This is a genomic window from Pseudoalteromonas sp. CO348, assembly GCF_004208845.1.
Classification (GTDB): domain Bacteria; phylum Pseudomonadota; class Gammaproteobacteria; order Enterobacterales; family Alteromonadaceae; genus Pseudoalteromonas; species Pseudoalteromonas maricaloris.
Genome location: NZ_SGPI01000005.1, coordinates 61412 through 84390, shown reverse-complemented (window position 1 = coordinate 84390; position 22979 = coordinate 61412). Strand labels below are relative to the sequence as shown.

The window sequence follows — 22979 nt, the reverse complement described above, 5'->3', positions numbered from 1 at the left end:
AACCTCAGGTTAACTAGGCAAATAACTGATGCACTTTTTTGTTCGGCAAAGCGAGGCGTTTAGCTTCTGCCACAACCAGTGGCTTCGACATAAAATAGCCTTGCGTTTGATGACAATAAAGCCTTGATAACGTATCAAGCTGCGCTGCCGTTTCAATACCCTCGGCTGTCACGACAAGGTTAAAGCTGTGCGCAATCGCACAAATCGCTTCAATGAGTTGCGTCGCCTTACCGCCCAGCTCAATGCCGGACATAAAAGCCCTATCTATTTTAATGCCATCCACGGGAAGATGATTGAGCCGGGCAAGGCTGCTATAACCTGTGCCAAAGTCATCAATATAGATGCCAAATCCCGCTTGATGAAGTTGTTCCAGCGGCCCTATAAGCATGTTTTCCTCTGCCATCATGGCGGATTCTGTCAACTCAAGCTTAATTTGTTTCATCGCAACATTTTCATCCTCACAGCGAGACACTAACCAATCGATAAATTCCTGCGACTGGAGTTGCAACGGAGAAACATTAACAGCAACAAAAAGGGTGCTGTCTCCTACGGCATTGATAAAATTGAGCGCCTGATCAAATACCCAGCGACCAAGCTCTGAAATCTTCGCGCATTGTTCTGCGATGGGAATAAATTCCGCAGGACTTACTTCTCCGAGCGTTGGGCTATTCCAGCGTAGTAGCGCTTCGAACCCTTTTAAATTCTGCCCTTTTTGACAATAAACGGGCTGCAAATTCAGGCTTAGTTCGCGAGACATGACTATTGCCTGTAGCGCTTGCTCAATCTGGATCTTTCGACCTGCTTCGCAAGCGATTGCATTAGTGAATATGTGATAAGTGTTCTTGCCTCGCTTCTTTGCCTCATACATTGCAATATCGGCATCATGTAGTAGCTTCTCTGCATCGCAATGTAGACACGGAACGGTAAAGTGACGTACGCCAACGCTGCCACTTACACAGTGGCTGTTACCCTGATACAGAAATGGCGCTCGGATCCGCGCAAGAATATCTTCAAGCACTCCCTCAATTGGTTCATGTAGATGCTCATCGTAAATAAGGACGGCGAATTCATCACCGCCAAGCCGGGCAATATCGGCATAGCTACTAAGCAGCATACGCATTCTTGTTGCAAATTCGATAAGCAGCTTATCGCCGGCTTGATGGCCTAAGGTATCGTTTATTAGCTTAAAGCGGTCTAAGTCGATATATAGCAAAGTAAACTTGGCGCGCTTACGCTCTCTGAGCTTATCAACCAAAGACACAAAGCTCTGACGGTTTAGCAGATCGGTCAAGCTGTCATGTTGCGCTTTATATCGCAATTGCTCTTGGAACAGTTTAGCCTGAGTAATGTCCGTCACTCTCCCCTCATACAGGCAACTATCCGGTTGATGCAGCCAATGCCCAGAATGTCTAAGCCAGATATGCTCTCCCGATTCTGCTTTTGCTAACCACTCCATTTCTTGGTGAGCTTGCTTAGTGGCAACAATCTGGTTCCACCGCTCATGACACTCAGAGTCTTGCATAAGTGCACTAAAGTCTGTATTTGGCGAAGGAATACGCCCACCAAAAAGTAACGCATTGAAAGCGGGGTTGGAGTCAATAATGTAGCCCAGGCGGTCTAGTACAAATAAACCTTCATGGCTATTAACGAATAAACTTTTATACTTACGCTCTGCAGCGACCTGTTGCTGCAAAGCCCCTAAGCGCTTATTAGATTCGACTTGTAACCTGTGGTTAGACACCTCTAAGCTTTTAGTTCTTTCAACAACTAAATTATTGACGGTGTCATTGCGGTTTTTCAGTTGTCTTAGCTGGAGCCACACCAATAAAATACAGGCGGCCAGAATACCTAAAAAGAGTACAATCAGTACGCTATGGTTATTTAACCAACTTGGATGTAAACACGCCTCATCATACAACTGCATGGTAATGGGCAAACCATAAAAATTAATGGTGTGTACCGCACTTGGCGTTAAATTATGAAGGTCGAAGCGCTTCTGCCAATCGGAGCTATAAATAATTTCTTTTTTTGAAGAGACCAATAAGTGTTGCTTGCGCTGCTGATATAATTGGCCAAATAATGAATCCAATAAAAAAGGTAACTCAAAACTTAACCCCAGTAGCGTTTTAAACTCTCCAAAACGCGGTTGCTCAATCAGTACACTGAGTTTTTGCCTATTTGGCCAGACATAGGTCGTTAAGTCATTCTCATCCCGCTCTGCAAAAATATCTCTCTCAAGCACCTCCGCCTGCCCGACAGTCTGACCAACTTCAGACACAGGTGCAGCACGGGTAACCACCAACCATTGGTTAGCCTGTTTATCTAGATTGCCTCTAATTTTAAAGTCAAAATAGCCTCTTTCTCGCTGCACTTTCTCTAATATGGAGAATTGATAAGGTGAAACCACTGCGTACGTTTCCATACTCAACCCTAAATTCGCCGTGGTAAGCTGTGATTGCGCTATCTCATAAAAGTCTGCATCTTGATGGGTGTTGAGGTAGGCGTCTATCGAATACAGTAGGTGAGCAACGTGTTGCAACTTACTATCCAGTAAGTATTCTAATCGTGTCAACTCCTGCGCACTTTTGCTTTCTGATTGGTTTTGGTAGTAAACATTCGCTATCAAGCCAACATATATCAAACAAGCGAACAGCAAGATGAACCCCAGCACAGGAAGCCTTCGCTTAAAAACCTGTTGAGTACTCTGGAGAATGGCATTTGTAAAAACGCGTCGTTTAATTCTGGACATCTTCATCGAACATTGTATGCTACACCCATTCGATAATAATTCTTATTTGCAATGAATAAAAGTAAACTTTTCCTTTTTTTGCTCTTTTGGGTACATTTTGGTCAAGCGGTTGCAAAGCAGCCCCACACCTCGCAAGTAAACGTCTATTCATTTAGAAAATATGAATTAATTCAACCTGTCCTCCAGGCATTTGAAAAAGAGACTGGGATCACCGTAAACCTAGTAAATGGTAAATCAGCACAACTGCTTGAGCGTCTCAAAAGCGATGGCGCCGACTCAAAGGCCGATGTGTTGCTCACCTCCGATCTAATTCAGTTGCATGATTACAAAGCACTACTGCGTCCTATCGACAAGATCACAAATTGGCAAGCTGTAAATCATGAACTCAAGGATGATGATAAGCGGTGGATCAGTGTTTCGATAAGGACACGCGCATTATTCCGTAAAAAAGGCGTTTCTACGCCCTTGCCCGAGCACTTTTCGGATTTAGATAAAACGCTTTACCAGGGTAAGTTTTGCATTCGCCAGTGGTCTCATAGTTATAATTTGACGTTAGCATCGAGCCTCTATGCTTCTTCGAATAGCAATGACTCCTCATGGTTCAACCACGCTAATACGCTATTAGCAAAACGCCCTGTGGGAGGGGATAGAGATCAACTGCGAGCGCTTGCACAAGGTCAATGTGAATTTGCGCTGGCGAATCACTATTATTGGAGCATGATGCAACACTCCGAAAATAAGCGCGATAAGGCACTTGCCGAACAGCTAGAGATCCACTTTCTGAAAATGCACTCGGGAAAAACACCTATTTCTACCACCACGGTTGCGATAGCAAAGCACTCACCCAATGCACACAATGCCGAGTTATTTATTGATTTCTTGCTGAAACCAAGCACTCAGTCCATGTATGCTAATTTGCTTCATGAATATCCTGTGATCCAGAGCTCGCAAACGGCTCCGGCTCCGTTTGCCCCCGCCACGAAACAGGTGAAACTCGGCCTGCAGCAAGTGTCACGAGCTCAGCGAGTTATCAACTCACTCAGCAAAGATCACTTGTAAGTCACAGTTAAATACAGGCACTGGTCCATCGAAAAGCTGCTGGCGGGTAAATGTTTTTGCAGGCTTGGGTCCCTGTAATGTCTGCACTGTATGTTCGCGCTCGGCATACACTTGTTGGTAGGGATGTTGTTCGGGTTTCTCACGCCATGTGAGCGTGAGATATTTACTTTTATAAGTCCAACGCCCCCGGTACTCAGTGCCAACCTGCAGCCAATGACCATTGGGTTTCAGCTGCAATTGGATAGAATCGTCTTTGCATTGGTGGGCAAATAATAGATCTGGCAATGCTTGAGCAGCTCTGTTTTGCACCAGATACAACCCCGCGTTATTCGGTGTATAACGGTGCCCTTCCATATTAAATTCTGAAATTGTCAGCGTATCAAAACCAATCTTTTTCACCACATATTCAATATCTCTAAGCCACTTGTCGCCTGAAGTCATCGGTGGAATATTTAATTGTGCACTCTCATATTGTAGCGGTACGGGAAGCTCGGTAAAACGATAATGAATATCTCGCTTTTCTAAAGCTTGAACTAAGTTAGCTCTAGTACCTTCATCAAGACCGGATTCAAAGATGTGTAAAGTTTGGGTACTACAGCCACTCAACAATAAAGTAGCAATTGCGAAAATACGTTGCATTGTCATCCTTGGTGTTACGCCTCGGTTTGAAATGCACCTTATCTGGGAAGTACACTTCAACCTCAGTCTTATTAATACTTCAAATTAACACCTAGACAACCAATTTTCAACAGACACTTTTGGATAGAGAATATCTTTAAACAATCGATGCTGTTGATGACGTAGATGCCGCTCCTGACTTGGCAGCCCGGCTTGTACCTGACTATGATGCTCATTAAATCGAGAGATGACAGAAAGCTTATCCTTGGCTTGCGTGAGAGACTCATTGACATAGTGACGTACATCATCCGCGGTCATTAGATCAGTCTTATCAACGTTCATAAGCTCTTTTCTTAATGCTGTGCGAATACCCATCGTTGCCTCCATAAAATACTGATAAAAACAAATCGCGTGGTCGGCTTGCAAGATACACACCAAATGCTTCAATAATGTTAAAGACCCCGGATTTAACGAAAAAGTTTCGTCATTCACCGCAGTAATTTTATATACTGTCGTATAAGGCAATAAGACACTGGCTGTGTTAGGTAAATACGGCATGTTGAGGTTATAAAAATGCAAGATGGGTTTATTGAAATTGAGCTCGAAGAAGAGCCGATAGAATTGTGTAACCTTTTGAAAGTGCTCGACTTAGCAGAAACTGGCGGACATGCTAAGTTATTGATCACTGAAGGTTATGTAGCAGTCAACGATGAAATATGTACGCAAAAACGTAAAAAGATTTATTCAGGCGATATTCTGCATTTTGATGGTGATGAATTTCATTTAACCTTAGCACCTGATGCAACGCCGCAACCGCGATCAGTTGCCACTCCACGCGCCGAAACGGCACCAATGCCGAGTAAGAAAAAACGACAAAAGTCAGGAAAATCTTACACACAAGTGGACAAAAATACAGGCCGAAAACCCATTTCCTTTGGCTAGCAATCCCAGACGCTGACGTATTTAATTACAAAAATGCTCACCTTTTTAGTGCACCGATGCCTCGCGAAAGTGCACTTCCCCCTTGAAAAAGTCCCCAATCAACACTAGGACTATAGCAGTACAAAAAAACGGCAAGTCTGCAACTGGTACATTCTATGCACCTTGTTTTGCATTTTTAGAACAAAACCAATTCACTTAATTGGATGCTCTACTTCCCGCTTATATAGAGCAAATCTTAAGTGCAGTTGGTATAAGGAAAGGGTCAAGCATGAATAATTCATATAACACCCTGACTCAGCTTACCGTCGGCGAGCGTCAGGTCCATATTCACTCACTTCCAGCTTTAAGCGATAGGGCAAGAAGATTACCGTTTTCGCTTAAAATTTTATTAGAAAATTTACTGCGTCATGAAGATGGCAAGAACGTGACTGCTCAAGACATCGATGCCTTACTCAACTGGAAGCCGGAGGATAAACCAAGTAAAGAAGTTGCTTTCACGCCCGCGCGTGTCGTGATGCAGGACTTTACAGGCGTACCAGCCATCGTAGATCTTGCCGCAATGCGTGACGCTATGGCAAAACTCGGTGGCGATCCAAATAAAATCAATCCCTTATCACCCGCTGAAATGGTCATAGACCACTCAGTACAAGTAGACGAATATGGCCACGATGGCGCCTTTGATCTTAATGCTAAGTTAGAGTACCAACGCAACAAAGAGCGCTATGAATTTTTGCGCTGGGGGCAAGGCGCGTTTGACAATCTAAAAGTGGTGCCACCCGCAACCGGGATCGTGCACCAAGTTAACCTAGAGTATTTAGCACGTGTCGTATTCGAAAAAGAAATCGACGGTATGCCATTCGCCTACCCTGATACGTTAGTGGGAACCGACTCTCATACCACAATGATCAACGGTCTTGGCATTTTAGGTTGGGGCGTAGGCGGCATTGAGGCCGAAGCCGCCATGCTTGGTCAGCCAATTTCGCTGCTCATTCCTCAGGTCGTTGGTTTTAAACTTGAAGGACAGTTGCCTGAAGGCACAACCGCAACCGATCTGGTACTCACCGTGACACAAATGCTACGTGAACACGGCGTAGTGGGTAAGTTTGTCGAGTTCTTTGGCGATGGTTTAGCAGACTTACCACTTGCCGATCGTGCCACCATCGCCAACATGGCACCTGAATATGGGGCAACCTGCGGTATTTTCCCCATTGATAACGAGACCTTGGAATATCTACGACTAACCAATCGTGATGAAGAAAAAATTGCATTAATTGAAGGTTATGCCAAGCATCAAGGCATGTGGCGAGAACCTGGAGATGAACCACTTTACACCGACGTACTGACACTAGACTTAGCGACAGTGGTTCCGAGCCTTGCAGGTCCAAAGCGCCCACAAGATAGAATTCCTCTCAATGACGCAGGCAAAACAATTCAAGCCCATTTGGGTGAATTCCAGCATGAGCGCAGTGAAAAAAATGCCGTGTCAGATCAAGATGAAGCTCGCACTGTTGGTGAAGGCGGGACTTCTCGAGTTGACCAAGATGAGCCCGCAACGCTTGGCGTCGGTAAGGTTACATTTAAAGATCAAGAGTTTGAGTTGGTCGATGGCGCCTGTGTTATTGCCGCAATCACAAGTTGCACAAACACCTCTAATCCAAGTGTTATTCTTGCCGCAGGTCTTGTTGCACAAAAAGCAAAGGCACTTGGCTTAAAACCTAAGCCTTGGGTGAAAACCTCATTGGCTCCTGGCTCAAAAGTAGTTACCGACTACCTCAAACAAGCCGACCTATTGGAACCACTTGCTAAACTAGGCTTTGATTTAGTGGGCTATGGTTGTACGACTTGTATCGGCAACTCAGGCCCTTTACCAAAAGAAATAAACGAAGCCATCGTTAAACATCAGCTGGTTGTCAGTTCCATCTTATCAGGAAACCGCAACTTTGAGGGGCGGATCCACCAAGATGTAAAAATGAACTTCCTCGCCTCGCCGCCACTTGTCGTTGCGTATGCGCTTGCAGGTCGCACTGATATCGATGTCTACAATGAGCCATTGTGCCAAACCGATGATGGCCAAGATGTGTTCTTAAAAGACATTTGGCCATCAGTCTCAGAAGTCAGTGAACTTGTGTCTCAGACAGTCACACAAGCCATGTTTGAGAAGAACTATGCAGACGTTTACCAAGGCGACCAACATTGGCAACAAATCGCGGTAAATCAGAGTGAGCGCTATGATTGGCAAGATAGCTCTACTTATATTCGAAAAGCTCCTTTCTTTGATGATATGAGTAAAGAACCACCAGGGATCCCAAGCATCAAAGGCGCACGCTGTCTCGCTAAACTGGGCGACTCAGTGACGACTGACCACATTTCTCCAGCAGGTAATATTAAAGCTTCGGCACCAGCTGGGGAGTATTTACAAGCGCAAGGAGTGAAACAAGCTGATTTTAACTCTTATGGTTCACGTCGTGGTAATCACGAAGTCATGATGCGAGGTACGTTTGCAAACGTACGTTTACGCAATCAATTGGCTCCGGGTACAGAAGGTGGTATTACTCGCCTATTACCAGAGGGCGAACTTATGAGTATTTTCGATGCGGCAGAGCAATACCAACAGCGCAATACGCCACTCGTTGTACTCGCGGGCAGTGAGTACGGCACGGGTTCATCACGAGACTGGGCTGCTAAAGGGTCTTTACTACTTGGGATTAAGACCGTACTTGCTAAAAGCTACGAACGTATTCACCGTTCTAACCTCATCGGCATGGGGGTATTACCGCTACAATTTAAACCAGATGATGGCCACGAAGAGCTGGGATTAACTGGCGAAGAAGAGTTTGAAATTGAAGGGATATACGACACATCAACCGAAGTGATAGTCACGGCAACGAATGCGGATGGCAAAGAAATCAAGTTTTCGGCGGATATCCGGATCGATACCCCTAAAGAGTGGGAGTACTACCAACATGGCGGTATTTTGCAGTATGTATTGAGGCAAATGCTTAATTAATCTATTGTTAGATAAACGCCAGCACACCCGGCTGGCGTTTTAACTTATACCAATTTGCTGACTTGATTTTGAGGCGAGAAAATCTTGTTGATCACGCCGCTACCGCGTCCTACTATCATCAGGGTATCTACATCGATGCAGGCAAGGTAAAATTTTGCTATTTAATTGTTCTAAATGAGAAATTCTCACGCTGCTAGTGTCAGATTTGCTTCTTCAAATTGAACAATTCTTAAGGCAAATTGGTATTAACCTGAAGTTTGAATAAGGAATACTCTGGATTTATAAACCACTTTGAGTTCTATTCAACCTCTATAATAGCTAACCAATGTTGGTAATTGATCAGACCTGATTACTCAAAATTGCAGGCTATTGTCGCGTAACTTCAATGTTAATCTCTAGCATTGACTGCTAGAGAAGATTTAATGCTGCGCTTCTTAGGTTATTTATCTCAGTACAGTTGAGACTTGCTCAATATGTGTGATAGAAGCTTTGCCTTCTAGCGAACGAAAAACATGAACAATAGCAGGGTAAGTTGAACTATTTGGCGCCACTACACTCGCATTGCAAAAAAAAGCAAAGTTGGTACCAGCCACAACCTGCGTCGCAACAGCAACTGGTTGGTATTCAACTCCCACGAAGTGCTCTAGAGCATCTGCAAATGCCAATTTTGCTTCGTTGCTTAGCTCTGCCGAAAAGGCACTATAACCACCTAATGTACTCATAAATTTCTCCTTATCTGTTTTAATTGGACTCTTAAAAAGAGCAAGAACAGTATAGGGGGCTGAGCACACCCCCATCAATTACACTAAGTTACACACCATTACACTAAATTAAAACCTGCGAGTGTAAATCAGCGTAATGGTATTGATGCCACCATCATCAAGCGCACTGCCAATTCCAAACTTCAGCGCCGATTGTGAACTAAACCAATAATCGGTCTGTAACTCCACTACGGATTGATCAAAATCATCTTCACGTAATCGAGCTGATACAGACACTTGCCAGTCCTTAGCCAAATAATAACCGGCATGGATCTGCCAAAAGTCGATGTCGGCTGCGACTTTTTGCATTTTTACATCCCATCCAACGCCATTATCAATCTCTGTATAACGAAAAAATGGCGCAATTGCCGTTTCTGTATCTCGTTCATCCACTCCGTAGTTATCAAATTCTGAGCGCTCACCGATGAGCGTAACCCCAAGCTGCATATTCTCACTAACAAAACGTCCCACTTGGACCAGCGCTATCGTATCTCGCGTCGCAGTAAAAAGTGCAGAGTCATCTCTAAATTGGGTTACATCAACAGCAACTCGCCAGTCTCGCCCAATAAAGAATTCCGCATCAGCTTGGTAAAGATGCCAATCATCATTTTTAAAACCACCTACAGAGAAGTTATTACTTTTTTGCAGGTATCCCTGTAAACCATGGGGTGTGCCATTATCCTTTAATTCAGTGAGATAGTGTCGATACTGAACACCTAAAAATCCATCCTCAATCTCTAAAAACTCTCCGAAGCCAACACTTACTTCGTGAGAATTAGCCATGCTAAATCCTGAATAAAATAACAGCCCGATCAGTGACAACGCCTTCATACTTTTCCCCTTCATATTAAGGCAACGATTGTAACTGTGAAAAAAAACCGCCATAGTAAAAAAATGTAAGCATATGTATTCAAAAGAGAGACAAGCATGGCAATCTGGTTCAAACCCGTAAGTGTAGAGTTATGCAAAAAGCTGGAAGATGGCATGACGGGTAAAGGTACACTCATGAAAACGTTAGGGATAGAAATCAGCGAGGTGGGTGACGACTACTTGGTTGCGACTATGCCAGCCATTCCTGAGCACCATAATCCCATGGGTATGGTCCATGGCGGCGCAAACGTTGCTTTAGCGGAAACCGTTGCAAGTTACGCAGCAAACTTTGTTGTAGATACCGAACAATTCTACTGTGTTGGGCAAGAGATCAATGCTAATCACTTAAAAGCATCAAGAACAGGCATACTCACAGCCATTGCTAAGCCTGTACATCTCGGTAAACGTTCATCTGTATGGGAGATCCGCATCACTAACAGTCGCAATGAACTATGCTGCATTTCCAGAATGACCGCCGCCGTAGTATCACGCTAAAACTTGATCTATCACAACTACAAAAAACCAAACCACTTCATTATTATTGCAACACAAAGAATAGTGAGGTGGTACTGTGTCAACTCAAAAGCTTTGGCCTCTGCATATACTCATTGTGACGGGATTGATTTTAATTTTCACGGGCCACACCATGTTAACGAGCGATTGGTTGATTGATTTAGGCCCGAACGGATTTATAATTGGTGCGAGCTGTGTCGCACTCGGTCTCATTTGTTCTTTACCGACTAAAATATATCTGACCATTTTGCTAATGCGTCGAGAGCACCGAGATTAACGCATACCAGCTTGATATTGGGTTGATTTTACTGCACCCTGAGCGTCTAGGTTTATGAAGGTACTTAGTTTGTGGAAAAGGTCGACACCCTAATTATTGGCGCTGGCGTTGTAGGCTTAGCAATAGCAGCAAAACTCAGCCATAGCCGCAGCGTTATTGTTATCGATAAAGAATCTCGTGTGGGTGAGCATACGAGTAGCCGTAATAGCGAAGTGATCCATGCGGGCATTTACTACCCTTATGGTAGCTTAAAGCACCAGCTCTGCGTTCGAGGAAAAGCACTCCTTTACACACACTGTAAACAGCTAAACATCCCCTTTCAGCGACTCGGTAAATTCATTGTTGCGACAACCGAAGAGGAAGCGCAAAGCCTAGAACAAATTAAGACGCGTGCCCATGCTAACTCAGTCACAGATCTTGACTTTGCTTCATCCAACACCATCGAGCAACAGCTCAGCTATTTGAAAATACATAGCGCACTATTCTCTCCCTCCACCGGTATTGTAGACAGCCACCAATTTATGCTGTCACTCATCGCTGAGATTGAAAGTAATGGGGGGATTGTTGCGACGCAAAGTGAGTTTATGCACGCACAGCAATTAGGCAGTGATTTTATTGTTGCGTTGCGCTGCGATGGCGAGCAGTTCGAAATGGGCTGTAGCCAGCTGATAAACAGCGCTGGGCTGAACGCCCCAGATGTACTCAATAAAATTACCGGTGATAGCGACAAAGCCATCGCCTATTATTGTCGCGGCCGTTACTATCGCTATCAAGGTAAGCACCCTTTTCAACAGCTCATCTACCCTCTACCTAACACGCATGGATTAGGCGTACACGCGACATTGGATTTAGCTGGGCAACTCAAGTTTGGCCCTGATACCGACTATATTGAAAACATAGATTATCAGTTTGATGACTCCCAAAAAGCGCGCTTTGTCACCGCAATAAAGCGATACTGGCCGACTCTGGATGAGAATAGACTGACAGCGGATTACACTGGAATAAGACCTAAATTAAGCAAAGAAAAGCAAAGCGACTTTGTAATTCAGTTCGAGGCAACCCATGGAATATCAGGCTTTGTTAACTTAATGGCGATTGAGTCACCAGGATTGACCGCAAGTCTCGCCATTGCAGAATATATTGAACAACGACTTTAGCGCTGATTTTCCTCCAGCGCCTTTTCAAGCTGTTTCGTTCTATCATCCATCAGCTGTTGGATGTTTTTTGCATCTTCCATCACCTGTTTTACCGCTTTTGGATTTAATGCCGTTGGTAATGCCGAAGCAGCTTCTTTACTTACGGCTTGCTCTGACTGTTTATTCAGAATGCTTGTGTCTTCGGCTGCTATCACGGTAATTTTGCGCTCGTCTAATTGATAGTGCTGCGACTCGCCGTTTGGATTGGGTTTATCTGAGTAATGCCATTGTCCCTTGGCGTCGCGCCAACGATACACTTGCACCCCAGACGTTGGTTGCTGAGTATCGTCACTCACAAGCTCCTTCGTGTGGGTTTTCACTTTATCAAGCACTGTCACACCTTGATCCGTTAACTCTGTTACCTGCTGCTCAACCTTGTTGGTCAACGAACTTACATTTAACCATGGCTTACCATCAGGGCGCTTCAATACAAACAAACTGGCTAACGCCACCAGCATTATCATAATCATCAAGTAACTTGCGGCTTTCATCTTCATACTCTGACTTTCCTTAGAGCCCATACTTTAACAGTATCTGCTTAAATTGCTCCGTTTTTTTAAAGTCAGCATAAAAGCGATTAAAGTCATCACACAATTTTTTCGCTCTTTGAGTGCGACCAAACTGCAATTGTAACGGCGCCACATCCGAAACGCCGCGCACGCTGATGGTACTTTTTAACACTGGATATTTCAGCTGTAACCAACGTAGTGTTGGTGCGCCAACAATAGAAAAAGCAAGACTTTTGTCACTTCCGCCTGCAAGCACGGACAAGATATCAAATTCTGAGTAGTAGTCTTTGCGCTGCAGCAAATTACTGTCAAAATACGGCTCTAACTGAGGATAGGTATAGCCAAATCGACCTAAAAATAGATGTTCATTTAAGCCGTTTACATCAAATTGTTCAGCCTGCTTGTGTGTAACAAATACATCTTCAATTGTGTAAATTGGCGCACTCCAACACATTTGCATAGTGCCACGATACCAATGCTCTGACTCCATCCGCACATCGACATTTCCTCGTTCGATTTCTACAGACGAACGCTTTTCTGGATAAACAGGGTAATTTGGTTGGTAATGATATTGTGCTGCAAACAGCTCGAAAATATCGATAAGCACACCCTGCTGTTGGGCATGTTCGATAATAAAGGGAGGATAATACTGCACTGCAAAGTTAATAAACGTTTTGCTTTCTTCCGCGGTTTTAGCGTGGCCGGCAAAAGACAAGGTACAACTAAGTAGCAATAATAATATCGTCTTTGGAAAGTAGATCAAAGCCACCTCCAAGACCTTGAACAAATAATAGACTAAGTATGACCGATCGCAGGGATTTTCCAAGTCAAAAAACCAGCCACACTCAAATCTACTAAATGAACATTGCGGATCTAAATACCATCACCATCAATATGCAACCCACACTCACGATTTAGACCGAAGAAGCGTGTTTCTTCCTCTGTCATACCAGGTTCAAGCTTACGGGTGGTGTGAACATCCCCCATAGAAACATAACCTTGTTCCCAGAGCGGGTGATAAGGCAAATCAAACTTCGTAAGATATTGATACACGTCACGATTATGCCAGTCAATAATAGGGTAAAACTTGACTGTGCCGCGACTGAGCTCAACGATTGGTTTATCCGCACGCGTTGAAGACTGCTGACGACGTAAGCCACTGAACCAAGTGCCTGCGCTAAGTTCCCGTAACGCTTGAGTCATCGGCTCAACTTTGTTTAGGGTATTGTATTTTTTAATCCCTTCTTCGCCTTGCTCCCATAACTTACCATACACCGCCTCTTGCCAAGCAGGACTCTGCTTAGCACGGTATATCTTAAGATTGAGCACCAAACGCTCTGACAGTGATTCAATAAATTGATACGTCTCAGGAAACAAATAGCCCGTATCGGTAAGCACCACTGGAATGTCAGGCTGCTGCTGAGTCAAAAGATGTAACATAACCGCAGCTTGAATACCGAAACTAGAAGACAAAAAGTGAGTATCCGGTAAGTTTTCCAGTGCCCAAGCCACTCTCTGCTCGGCAGTTTTATCACTCAGTAAGGCATTAGCATCCGCGAGTAGCATCTGCTGAGTTGCGCTGTCCAGAGTCAATATTTGCTTAAAATCACTCATTTTCTCATCCAATGGACAGCCTAGCTGCCCGTTCTATATCAAGCGTGGAAATCAGTTTTTGACACTTTTACTTCCGCAACGATTTCTTTGCGGATGACATAGTCACCAAAACATTCATCTTCGTTGCGCTCACTGACCCACTGGCCAATCAATTCATCTAGAGCTGGCAGGAATACGTCTTCGCCAACATTCTCCAAGTACAGCTTAGGAATGCGAGTACCAGCACGGTTACCACCTAAATACATATTGTATTTACCAGGTCCTTTACCCACAAATCCAACCTCAGCTAGCATCGCTCGACCACAGCCGTTAGGGCAGCCAACTACACGAAGGATAATATTCTCTTCAGCAACCTCGTGCTTGGCGAGCAGCCCTTCTACCTTTGTCACTAGCTCAGGTAAATAGCGCTCCGCCTCAGCCATCGCAAGTGGACACGTCGGTAGCGATACACACGCCATCGAGTTTTTGCGCTGTTCTGAATGTTTGCTATCTATCAAACCATGCTCGCGGGCAATTTGTTCGATTTGCGCTTTATCCTCAGCTGCAACTCCAGCAATAATTAAGTTTTGGTTTGCAGTCATGCGGAAATCCCCTTTGTGGATCTCTGCAATTTTGCGACAACCTGTTTTAAGTGGTTTATCTGGGAAATCTAAAATACGGCCATTTTCGATAAACACCGTTAAGTGATGCTTACCATCAATACCTTCAACCCAACCAAAGCGGTCGCCACGGTGAGTGAATTCATAAGGACGGCTTGGCTCAAACGTCATACCGGCACGGTTTTCAACTTCCGCTTTAAACGCCTCAGTACCAAATGTATCTAGCGTATATTTAGTTTTTGCATTTTTACGGTTTACTCGGTTACCCCAGTCACGTTGCACAGAAACCACATGCTCAGCAACGGCAAGTGTATGCTCAAGCGGAATAAAGCCAAGGTCATCTGCTTTACGTGGATAGGTATTAACGTCACCATGGGTCATCGCCAAACCACCACCCACAAGCACGTTAAAGCCAACTAGCTTGCCTTCATCTGCGATAGCAACAAAGTTAAGGTCATTGGCATGCACATCGACTTCATTGTTTGGCGGAATAGTAACGGTGGTTTTGAACTTGCGTGGTAAATACGTATCGCCCAAAATCGGCTCTGCCGTTGTCTCGGTTTTTTCACCGTTCAACCAGATTTCAGCGTAAGCTTTGGTTTTTGGTAGCAAGTGCTCTGAAATTTTAGCCGCCCACTCGTATGCTTCTTGGTGTAACTCGGATTCAACCGGGTTAGTTGTACACAACACGTTGCGGTTTACATCACCCGCCGTCGCAATAGAATCGATACCTACGCTATTCAGCAGCTGGTGCATCCCTTTGATGTTTGGCTTCAATACACCGTGGAACTGGAAAGTTTGACGCGTTGTCAGACGAATGCTGCCATACATGGTTTTATCCGCTGCAAACTCATCAATCGCCAACCACTGATGTGGTTTTATGATACCGCCAGGCATACGAGCTCGAAGCATCACGTTATGCAGTGGCTCAAGGCGTTGCTTAGTACGCTCTGGGCGGATATCGCGGTCATCTTGCTGATACATACCGTGGAAACGGATCAATTGGAAGTTATCCGCAGTAAAGCCACCGGTTAGTTGATCGGTCAGATCCGTTGAAATTGTGCCACGTAAGTGGGCACTTTGTGACTTCAAACGCTCATTATCAGAAAACTTTGCGTTTGCATCGAGCTTACTATTCGGTTTGATTTCAGAGTTGCTCATTGTCTTTCCTACATTAAAATTGGCTGACGGTATAACAAGACGCGTTAGTAAACGTCTTTCTGATAACGGTTTGCGCTACGCAATGCTTTAAGATATTGCTCAGCTTGTTCATCATCTTTCCCTCCATGGGTTTTAATGATGTCGATAAGTGCCTGGTGTACATCTTTGGCCATTCTGCTAGCGTCACCACAGACATAAAAATGAGCGCCCTTTTCAAGCCATGCAAATACAGCTTCGCCCTTCTCGCGCAGTCTATCTTGCACGTAAATCTTTTCTGCCTGATCACGACTAAATGCCAAATCTACATGTGTTAATAAGCCCGACTTTACATACTTTTGAATTTCAACTTGATAAAGGAAATCTTCTGTAAAGTGTGGATTACCAAAGAACAGCCAGTTTTCACCCTCAGCGTCACGCGCCTCACGTTCTTGCAAGAAGGCTCTAAACGGTGCGATACCTGTACCAGGGCCAACCATGATCACAGGTGTGGCATTGTCGACAGGTAACCTAAAGTTGTCGTTGTGCTCACTGAATACTTTCACTTTCGTGCCTTCTTCAGCACGATTCGCTAAATAACCTGAGCAGCCGCCAAAATGCTTTTCACCAAAGGTATCAAATTCAACTAAACCTACGGTTAAATGCACCTCTTCTTCCACCTCAGCTTGGCTTGACGCGATAGAGTACAGGCGCGCTTGTAATTTGCGACAACAATCAACTAGTGCTTGCGCCTCAATGTTGGCAGGGTTTTGCTTTATCACATCGAAGATTTGGCGTTCTTCAATATAAGCACGCAATGCCGCTTTATCGTTTGCAAGTGCGCTTAGTTCCTCATTCCCAGTTGCAATCGCATACTTTTCAACAAAGCCAGGATACGACTGTGTTAGCTCAAGATGTTCAATTAACGCCGTTTCTAATGAAACCGAGAGTTCACCTATTTTTACAGTTTGTGCTTTGTCGAGTTTTAAGACATCGATCACCGCCGCCACTTCTTGTGGGTCATTTAAGAAATACACGCCAAGTGAATCACCCGGCTGATAGGTGATATCAGAGCCTTCAAGCGAAATTTCAATGTGACGCACATCTTTACTTGAGTTTCTGCCAGTGATCTTTTGTACCACACTCAGCTCGGCCGCGAATGGGTTTTGCTTTGTATATTGACTAGCTGCGGCCTGAGGAGCACCAAACGGCATGCTGATAACATTACCACCACCTGCTTGCTGCTGAGCTTTAAGCGCAGGCTCCAACGCATCTAGCGCCTGTGCGATCCACGCCTCCGCTTCAGCCTCATAATCCACATCTAAGTCAGCACGTGGCACAACAATTTCAGCGCCAAGGGCAGCCAAGCGCGCTTCAAAATCCTTTGCTGTTTGGCAGAAGAATTCATAACTTGAATCACCAAGGCCAATCACAGCTTGCTTTACACCTTCCAGTTTAGGCGTCTTCTTACCAGCTAAGAATTCATGCAATGCTTCTGCATCTTCTGGTGGCTCACCCTCACCGTAAGTAGAGACAGCAATCACTAAGAACTTCTCTTTCTTCAGGTTGGCAGGTTTGTAGTCAGCCATATTGACCAACTTAGTCGTCAAGCCACGCGCTTCCGCCTGAGCTTTAATTTGGTTTGCAACCCCTTTTGCGTTACCAGTTTGTGAACCAAATAAAATAGTCAGAGGTGCAGACTCGTCAGCGCCCGCTGTTGCTTGTCCAGCAATACCTGATAATGCAGCTGAATTTGCGGTTGCAGCTAAATAGCCACTTACCCATGCCTGTTGGATTGGATTTAACTCTCCAACTAAGCCTTGTAGTTTTTGCAGTTGTTCATGTGTCAGCGGACTTGCTGCAGCATTAAGTTGACTTAACAACATCATGGATCCCCGTACCCAAAAGGTTTTGCTTGCTCATTGCATAACTGGCTCGCACGCAGCGTAGCCTACTTTTATTAGCGTGAAGCATACGTGGCAAATTGAGAGATCAAAAAGAATAGAATCTGCTTTTATATTCCTTTTAGTTATTGAAGATTGAAAAGTCCAAAGAAAACAGATTAAAAGAAGTTCGATATTTAACCGCTAAAAAGTTTAACATTGCCGTAACAGTTTTGATGCAAAATCAAACTGTCATACACAGACAATTCAATAATACAGATAATCATAATAATGAGACTAAAAATGAAACACGGGAAATATATAAACCTAATACTCAGTTCTTATTGCTCAATACTCAGCTTAAGCGCTGCTGCAGAAGTTACAAATGGCAGTTTCGAGAGCTGGAGCGGTCAAGTCCCTAGTGGATGGACGACGATAGACTCGGGCATCACACTTAGCTCGGTTACGACACCAATAAAAGACGGTAATCTTGCCGCTGCGGTGCAGGTAACTACTGCAACACAAAGTAGCACAGACTTACAACAGCAAGTAAACGTTGAAGCAGGTAAAAGCTATCAATTTAGCACTTGGGTCTATCACACGGAAGGCGGCGTCAAAGCACGATTAGTGGTGGACGGCTATCATGGTTATTCAGATCAGTTCAATGTCGGGCAGTGGCAACAACTTAGCTATACCTATACCGCAACTGCAACCACTGCGATTGATGTTGGCTTACGTTTTTACGATGGCAGTGGTTTTGACGGTAATGAAACTGTCTACGTTGACGGCTTTGGCCCAACTTCTACCACACCAGAGCCACCTCAGAGCTGTCAAAATAATAGTGTCACTCTCGCTTTGATGACCGATAATTATGGTAGCGAAACAAGCTGGCAAATCACTAATACAGCAAACACAACCGTTGCTAGTGGTAGTGGCTATAGCAATAATCAATCGGTAAATGAAAACTTATGCCTTAACGACGGTAGCTATGCCTTTACGATTTTAGACAGCTATGGCGACGGAATTTGTTGCACCAATGGTAATGGCCAGTATACCTTAACGCACGCTGGTACAACGCTTGCTTCCGGCGGCCAGTTCAGCAATCGTCAAGATCATACCTTTACGCTTGGCACAACTACACCTCCCCCTTCAGGCGATGATTACTATGCCTCTGCTGCTGGACTGAGCGGTTATGCACTGAAAACAGAGTTACACCAGATTATTCGTAACCACCAATCACAAGGATATTCTGCTATTTGGAGCTTTATCGATCAGAACGAGCGCGACCGATATTTTGAAAAAGATAACAGTATATTAGATCGCTACTCTGAAAAGCCAACAGCAAATGATAGTGTTACTTATGTCTCTACCGGATCACAATGCGGCAGTTACAGCGGCGAGGGTGATTGCTATAATCGTGAACACTCATTCCCCAAATCTTGGTTTGGTGGCCAAGTAGAACCGATGAATTCAGATATCCATCATATTTTTGCTTCCGATGGTTATGTAAATTCTAAGCGTAGTAACTATCCATTTGGTGAAGTAGGAAGCGCCTCTTATATCTCAAGTAATGGTAGTCGCTTAGGTTCAGCATCTGGTATTAACTACAGCGGTACCGTATTTGAGCCTATTGATAGTTTCAAAGGAGATTTTGCTCGTGCCTACTTCTATATGGCAACGCGTTATCAAGATGTGATTGCAAATTGGCAAAATAATACCAGCTACAGCAATGCGGTACTCAATGGCACCCAACAGCAAGTCTTCGAAACTTGGGTCGTCAACATGCTAAAAAGATGGCATAACGAAGATCCTGTCGATGCCCTAGAGCAAGCGCGCAACCAAGCTGCTTATGAATTTCAGGGTAACCGAAATCCATTTGTAGACCATCCAGAGTTTGTCGAAGCAATTTGGTAACTATAAATAAAAAAGGCCAGTAACTGGCCTTTTTCAATAACATCATTTTGGCTAATATTTAGCGAGGGTTAATTGTAAGTGGCTCAATCGTCACTTTCGCATTACCACTTGCGCCCATATGCCCGTTATAAGTTTGTCCTTCAAACAAAGTGTAAAACACATCAACGTAGTCATCATCGTTAGTAAACCAATGGCTTGGCATCGCTTTGATCAATTGATTCGTCAGTTGCGGGATAATCGCATAGCCTTGAACATTAGGATCAGGAATAGCGCGCATCACTTGCGTCACAATATCCAAAAGTGTTGTTGCTAATTCTTGATAGTTAGTATTGTCGTCTTGCTCCATCAGCAATAAATCTGCCGCTTGCCAACGATATCGCTCCCAGTGAATGATAATTTGGTTAGGCGTATAGTCCGTACCATCGTGGTCCAAATATGGCATGTCCACAATATCTAGAACGGGCTCATCTCGGGATGGGTTGACGCCTGTTACAATGCCGTAAACTTCCGCAGCCCCAGATACCCAAGGCTCTTCATCGTCATTTAGTCTGATTTTCTTCAATACACTGGTTGAAATCGGCTCAGCATCATCGTTGCTCTGCATAGCGGTTGATGGCATTGCTAAGCCTTGCTTGGCAAACACTTGCTTCATTACCTGAATGCCTTCTTGTTTTACCTTATTGCTATCAAGTTCAACGATTAGCACGGGTCGCTCTGGCATTGTATGTGCGTCAAGTAAATGCAATTGACCTTGCTCATCAAAGGCCTCGACATATTGCCAGCGCTTATCATCACCTTTAGGCGCAAAAGCAATTAATGGCGCTTCACCTTGTTGCCACTTTGTTAGCATTTCGCTAGAAGCAATACGCAGCTGATATAGATTAGAGCTATAGTCAGTCAGGCCTTTTAACGAGCGAGTGTACTGGCTCGCTTCTGTCATGAGCTGCTTAGTTGCCCCCTGAACTTGTAGCTGATCCAGTGAAACTGCATCCTGATACTGGCTAAGTTGAGTTTGAACTTGGGGACCTACGTGATTAAGTGATAGCGCTAATTTTTTCGCAATTTGCTTTTTTATATCAGCAACTTGAACTGGTGCAGCGTTAAATTTATCAAGCTGCTTCAGTGAACTGTAGGTATTAAGATTAACCTTGTCTGCCGCAGAACTTGCGAAAGACATTCCGCCGAGCATGGCTATCATTAGGGTAGAGAGGGTTACATGTTGTTTCATCTTGCGTTCCTAGAAATAATCCGTGTTATGGAATAAACAAGATAAAACAACAAAAATAAATTATCAATACATTAACACGATTAACATGTAAAACAATTTAATCTAGCTTTTAGAGTTTTTATTCTTCTACTGGGTAGATAGTAATTTCTATACCGGCACCTATTGCAGAGATCCTAAGCAACGTATCGGCCTGTAGTGCTTGCGAAAAGCACTTGGGTGACTTGCCTGAGTTAAAGCCAATATCAAAAGTTCGCTTAGTACAACCTAGCCATTGCTTAAGTGCCGCTTTAGAGCAAGACTCAATTAACTCACACAATTGGTTAATCGCTTTGTCAGGGGTTAATTCATTGGTATTCGCTTCGATGCGAGCCAATTGACGATAGTCATCTTGATCGTAATGCAGCACGATAGCATTTTTCTTTAAATCCGAAACTAGCGCACTAATATCCTGCTTTGACTCCAGTTCCAAATCGACATTTAAAAATTGAATTTCAGACATGTATTAAAAGCTACCTTGTAAAGCTAAATCTAGTAATGACTTATTTATCAGTGTGATAAGGACATTACTTATTGGACAATGCGACAATTTGTCACATTCTAAGCACCGTGCGTTATAGTTATCATACTCACGAACAACTAGAATAACATATTGTGATGATTAAAAAACTGCTAAAACCCGCACGTAAACTCCACAAGTACCTTGGCTATTTACTGTTTTTACAGATCTTTGCTTGGCTATTAGGCGGGTTAGTCATGAGCGCGATCCCATTGGAAAAGATCCATGGTAAACACTTAGCGCATAGAAGCTTAGACAACCCCTTTCCCACTGCCGCGTACCAAGCTGATCTCAATCAGTTAGTACAAAGCACGGTGCAAGTGCGCCAAATCCAGTTCAGCCATTTTCTCGATACTCCCATCATCAAATTTAACCAAGATGAGCAGCTTATTTTCAACGGGATAACAGGCGCACCTTTTACCACTCCAAATCAACAGCAAATAATACAACAGGCCAACCAACACCTATTAATTGCAGCGGATGTGAGCGAAATTGAACGACTTGCCAAAGCCCCCAGAGAAGCAGGTTACAAGGAAGATGTTTGGCGAGTCGAGTATAACGATATCCTCTCCACTACCCTGTATCTTAGCGCAACCAGCGGTGAAGTTGTGACGGTTCGTAGCACGTTGTGGCGCATCTTTGATTTTTTTTGGATGTTACACATTATGGATTACGACGAACGTGAGGATTTTAATAACCCCTTGCTCATTTCCTTCGCCGCTACGAGTGTGCTCTTTTGTCTAACAGGGATATTGTTATTATTGCAATCTCCACCTTGGAGAAAACGTCGCCCTGCACTGAATAAATAAAGGGGTTTACCGTATACGCTTGTTGGTATTGATGATTTTTTTGATATAGTGACATTTCCTGTATTCCACCATTTGGTGAGAGGTTATGTCACGATATTGCTATATCTTAGCGCTTAGCTTATTTGTATTAACGGCTAACGCTCAAGAATTCACGTCTTTCTCAAAAGCAAAGAAACATTTATCACAACAAGTTACCGACAATACCCGCACGCTTTATTGTAATTGTAATATCAAAAAGCAAGGCAAAAAGCTGGTCCCAGATCCCGCAAGTTGTGGTTATACCCCGAGGTTACCTTACACTCGCAACGGCAAAGAAAACGCCCGTGCTCAGCGCATTGAGTGGGAGCATATCGTGCCCGCGTGGGAGTTTGGACATCAGTTGCAGTGCTGGCAAGATGGGGGCAGAAAGCACTGCCGTAAAGTCAGTGAGCAATTTAGGAGGATGGAAGCAGATATTCACAATCTTGCTCCAGCAATTGGTGAAATCAATGGGGATCGGTCTAATTTTCGTTTTGGCATGTTACCAAGTACTGAAGCAAACTATGGTGCCTGTCCGGTCAAGATAGACTTTAAATTACGCCGAATTGAACCACCAGAATATGCAAGAAAACGCGTTGCTGAGGCGTATTTTTACATGGAAAAAACCTACGGGCTAAAAATCTCCTCACAGCAGCGGAAATTATTCACGGCTTGGCAGAAACAGTGATTGCGAGATAACCCAAGCAGTGCTAGTTTTTA

21 protein-coding genes are annotated in these 22979 nt (G+C 44.1%); 9 read left to right on the top strand and 12 right to left on the bottom strand.

Annotated elements, in window-relative coordinates; genetic code table 11:
* Positions 1-13 precede the first annotated feature (13 nt).
* Positions 14-2671, bottom strand: coding sequence for a bifunctional diguanylate cyclase/phosphodiesterase (locus EXT48_RS01310; RefSeq protein ID WP_240703335.1), 2658 nt, complete (start codon positions 2669-2671; stop codon positions 14-16).
* A 156-nt stretch (positions 2672-2827) separates the two neighbouring features.
* Here EXT48_RS01310 and EXT48_RS01305 point away from each other — a divergent pair, with 156 nt between their 5' ends.
* Positions 2828-3808, top strand: coding sequence for an extracellular solute-binding protein (locus EXT48_RS01305; RefSeq protein ID WP_240703334.1), 981 nt, complete (start codon positions 2828-2830; stop codon positions 3806-3808).
* Here the strand turns inward: EXT48_RS01305 and EXT48_RS01300 are convergent.
* Together EXT48_RS01300 and EXT48_RS01295 are read right to left on the bottom strand one after the other, a co-directional pair.
* Entirely contained in the window at positions 3785-4447 is a 663-nt protein-coding gene (locus EXT48_RS01300) for a hypothetical protein (RefSeq protein ID WP_130163375.1), read from the bottom strand. The two genes, EXT48_RS01305 and EXT48_RS01300, sit on opposite strands and share 24 nt — an antisense overlap.
* Positions 4448-4531: 84 nt before the next feature.
* Positions 4532-4801: a hypothetical protein gene (locus EXT48_RS01295; protein WP_130163374.1), complete on the bottom strand. Its 270-nt coding sequence runs from the start codon at positions 4799-4801 to the stop codon at positions 4532-4534.
* A 198-nt stretch (positions 4802-4999) separates the two neighbouring features.
* On the opposite strand from EXT48_RS01295, the gene EXT48_RS01290 reads away from it, so the two are divergent.
* Positions 5000-5368 carry an RNA-binding S4 domain-containing protein gene (locus EXT48_RS01290; RefSeq protein ID WP_039494580.1) on the top strand — a complete coding sequence of 123 codons (369 nt, stop codon included), beginning with the start codon at positions 5000-5002 and terminating at the stop codon, positions 5366-5368.
* Between the two features lie 268 nt (positions 5369-5636).
* The gene (gene acnA / locus EXT48_RS01285; RefSeq protein ID WP_130163373.1) at positions 5637-8375 is read left to right on the top strand and encodes an aconitate hydratase AcnA; all 2739 of its coding nucleotides are present in this window, start codon (positions 5637-5639) and stop codon (positions 8373-8375) included.
* Between the two features lie 443 nt (positions 8376-8818).
* Here the strand turns inward: acnA and EXT48_RS01280 are convergent, their stop codons facing one another.
* Both EXT48_RS01280 and EXT48_RS01275 read right to left on the bottom strand, forming a co-directional pair.
* Positions 8819-9097, bottom strand: a complete 279-nt coding sequence (locus EXT48_RS01280; RefSeq protein ID WP_130163372.1) for a hypothetical protein — start codon at positions 9095-9097, stop codon at positions 8819-8821.
* A gap of 108 nt (positions 9098-9205) precedes the next feature.
* The gene (locus EXT48_RS01275) at positions 9206-9919 is read right to left on the bottom strand and encodes a hypothetical protein (protein WP_240703333.1); all 714 of its coding nucleotides are present in this window, start codon (positions 9917-9919) and stop codon (positions 9206-9208) included.
* A gap of 144 nt (positions 9920-10063) precedes the next feature.
* Between EXT48_RS01275 and EXT48_RS01270 the strand changes: the two genes are divergently transcribed.
* The 3 genes from EXT48_RS01270 to EXT48_RS01260 all read left to right on the top strand — a co-directional run bounded on the left by EXT48_RS01270 (position 10064) and on the right by EXT48_RS01260 (position 11953).
* Complete coding sequence (locus EXT48_RS01270; RefSeq protein ID WP_010376255.1) at positions 10064-10501, top strand: PaaI family thioesterase; 438 nt, start codon at positions 10064-10066, stop codon at positions 10499-10501.
* A gap of 76 nt (positions 10502-10577) precedes the next feature.
* A complete protein-coding gene (locus EXT48_RS23835; protein WP_130163370.1) occupies positions 10578-10796 on the top strand; it encodes a hypothetical protein in 219 nt (72 codons plus the stop codon).
* A gap of 71 nt (positions 10797-10867) precedes the next feature.
* Positions 10868-11953 carry an NAD(P)/FAD-dependent oxidoreductase gene (locus EXT48_RS01260; protein ID WP_130163369.1) on the top strand — a complete coding sequence of 362 codons (1086 nt, stop codon included), beginning with the start codon at positions 10868-10870 and terminating at the stop codon, positions 11951-11953.
* Here EXT48_RS01260 and EXT48_RS01255 read toward each other — a convergent pair.
* The 5 genes from EXT48_RS01255 to EXT48_RS01235 all read right to left on the bottom strand — a co-directional run bounded on the left by EXT48_RS01255 (position 11950) and on the right by EXT48_RS01235 (position 17737).
* The gene (locus tag EXT48_RS01255; RefSeq protein ID WP_130163368.1) at positions 11950-12489 is read right to left on the bottom strand and encodes a DUF4124 domain-containing protein; all 540 of its coding nucleotides are present in this window, start codon (positions 12487-12489) and stop codon (positions 11950-11952) included. The genes EXT48_RS01260 and EXT48_RS01255 overlap by 4 nt on opposite strands.
* A gap of 13 nt (positions 12490-12502) precedes the next feature.
* Complete coding sequence (locus EXT48_RS01250; protein ID WP_205992046.1) at positions 12503-13270, bottom strand: amino acid ABC transporter substrate-binding protein; 768 nt, start codon at positions 13268-13270, stop codon at positions 12503-12505.
* 104 nt (positions 13271-13374) lie between these two features.
* Positions 13375-14115, bottom strand: a complete 741-nt coding sequence (locus EXT48_RS01245; RefSeq protein WP_130163367.1) for a phosphoadenylyl-sulfate reductase — start codon at positions 14113-14115, stop codon at positions 13375-13377.
* A gap of 38 nt (positions 14116-14153) precedes the next feature.
* Positions 14154-15875 carry an assimilatory sulfite reductase (NADPH) hemoprotein subunit gene (gene cysI, locus EXT48_RS01240; protein ID WP_099031162.1) on the bottom strand — a complete coding sequence of 574 codons (1722 nt, stop codon included), beginning with the start codon at positions 15873-15875 and terminating at the stop codon, positions 14154-14156.
* A gap of 44 nt (positions 15876-15919) precedes the next feature.
* Positions 15920-17737 carry an assimilatory sulfite reductase (NADPH) flavoprotein subunit gene (locus EXT48_RS01235; RefSeq protein WP_130163384.1) on the bottom strand — a complete coding sequence of 606 codons (1818 nt, stop codon included), beginning with the start codon at positions 17735-17737 and terminating at the stop codon, positions 15920-15922.
* 300 nt (positions 17738-18037) lie between these two features.
* Between EXT48_RS01235 and EXT48_RS01230 the strand changes: the two genes are divergently transcribed.
* On the top strand, positions 18038-19648 hold the full coding sequence (locus tag EXT48_RS01230) for an endonuclease (protein WP_130163366.1): 1611 nt from the start codon (positions 18038-18040) through the stop codon (positions 19646-19648).
* A 58-nt stretch (positions 19649-19706) separates the two neighbouring features.
* Here the strand turns inward: EXT48_RS01230 and EXT48_RS01225 are convergent, their stop codons facing one another.
* Positions 19707-20876 carry a DUF3103 family protein gene (locus EXT48_RS01225; RefSeq protein WP_130163365.1) on the bottom strand — a complete coding sequence of 390 codons (1170 nt, stop codon included), beginning with the start codon at positions 20874-20876 and terminating at the stop codon, positions 19707-19709.
* Positions 20877-20994: 118 nt separating this feature from the next.
* On the bottom strand, positions 20995-21375 hold the full coding sequence (locus tag EXT48_RS01220; protein WP_010376275.1) for a hypothetical protein: 381 nt from the start codon (positions 21373-21375) through the stop codon (positions 20995-20997).
* A gap of 155 nt (positions 21376-21530) precedes the next feature.
* On the opposite strand from EXT48_RS01220, the gene EXT48_RS01215 reads away from it, so the two are divergent.
* Positions 21531-22241 (top strand): hypothetical protein, encoded by a 711-nt coding sequence (locus EXT48_RS01215; protein WP_130163383.1) that lies wholly within the window; start codon positions 21531-21533, stop codon positions 22239-22241.
* 85 nt (positions 22242-22326) lie between these two features.
* Positions 22327-22947, top strand: coding sequence for an endonuclease (locus EXT48_RS01210; protein WP_130163364.1), 621 nt, complete (start codon positions 22327-22329; stop codon positions 22945-22947).
* Positions 22948-22979 lie beyond the last annotated feature (32 nt).